Source organism: Actinoplanes sp. NPDC051470 (assembly GCF_040682035.1).
Taxonomy (GTDB): Bacteria; Actinomycetota; Actinomycetes; order Mycobacteriales; family Micromonosporaceae; genus Actinoplanes.
The window spans coordinates 93,764-95,232 of the sequence record NZ_JBFBAA010000036.1 but is presented as its reverse complement, the minus strand read 5'-3'; the positions used below and the strand labels follow the sequence as shown (position 1 = coordinate 95,232).

Sequence of the window (1,469 nt, the reverse complement as noted above, 5' to 3'; positions counted from 1 at the left end):
GATCCCAGGGCGGTCCACTGCGGTTCGATCCCAGGGCGGTCCACTGCGGTTCGATCCCAGGGCGGTCCACTGCGGTTCGATCCCAGGGCGGTCCACTGCGGTTCGATCCCAGGGCGGTCCACCGCGGTTCGATCCCAGGGCGGTCCACCGCGGTTCGATCCATCCGTATTATCACGTTTGCGACGGGAGAAGTTGGGATCTCGGCGACCTCTTGTGAGGGTGCAGCGATTCTGATCCGCCCCCGCTTTACTCACCGAAAACAACGCCAACTCATGGCAAGCGATGACAAGTCACGAGGGATCCTCCAGCCGCATTCTGGCCGATCAGTGCGGGTTTCTGACAAGCAATGCCAAGCCCTCCAAAGTGGAGATTCAGAACAAGGGGTCGCAGGTTCAAATCCTGTCAGCCCGACCGAAGGTTTTCGCAGGTCAGAAGGCTGGTCTAGATCTTGGATCAGCCTTCTTCGCGTTCCTGGGGACCACAAGAGTCAAGTGGCGCCGGTCGTAGCGCACCTTGACCGCTGGTCCAGAAACCCGCAGCAAGCAAGTGTTACTGCCGACTTGGTCATTCTGTGTATCAAGGCGCCGCTGACGCGGCGCGACCGTGCCCGCTCGCGCCCGGCCTGCTGGCGGCCTCCGGCTGGCATCGGCCGGCGCGGCGGGCCGCACCAGGGCATTCCATCCTCGCTCCTAGAGCTGGACTTCGGGCCGGCGGCAGTCCTGCGGACCCCGGAAGGCACGAGCGACAACTCGGTCGGCCTTCCCCTCTCGCCTCAATGGTCCAGCACCGGTACCAGGCGTCAAGGACGCTCCGCGTCGCTTCGCGATGGCCTGCGGCGACCCTTGACCCCTGGCATCGGTGCTGGTGGAGGGCTCTTGAGAGGGGCCGGCAGAAGAAGCGTTGGCACTGCAACTACCAATCCGGCCGTTCTTGGTGGTGATGAACAGGCCGTCCCAGGGGTCGTGCAGATCGCCGCCCTGTTGTAGGGTTCGGCGCTGCGGCGTAGCTGGGCCGCGCGGACGTGGGCGCGACGATGCTGGCGGCTGCACGCCCCGGGAGTCGCGTTAAAAAAACTTTAACGAACGCTTGCTCAGCGTCATGAACTGCTGCCACATCATTGCTCGTATATCTCGGCACAAGCAGTACCGAGACGAAGAGGAGCCGTGCATGTATCGACGCGGAGTCAGCAGCCGGACGCGCAAGCTGGTGATTGGAGGTGCCGCCGCAGCGCTGCTCGGCTCGGCGCTCGCGGTCGGCACGGGGATGAGCCAGGCCGCCGAACAGGGCAACGCCGGAGCCAGCTCCGGTGACATTAACGCTTTGGTGCCGGCGCTGGGTTTCAGCCCGGGCAATCCGAACGCGACGGCCGACCGTGTGGGCCCTACCGGGGTAAAAGTTCCCGGTCGCTGCCCACCCACTCAAGCCCAAGTGAACGCGCAGGTAGCGCTCAAGAATGCGAACCTTCCGAG

Annotated in this window: 1 pseudogene; it reads left to right on the top strand. The window is 64.4% G+C overall.

The features are described 5' to 3' along the window. Window positions 1-1,167: 1,167 nt before the first annotated feature. Window positions 1,168-1,469: pseudogene (locus AB0M54_RS40505) on the top strand (hypothetical protein); the annotation flags it as partial.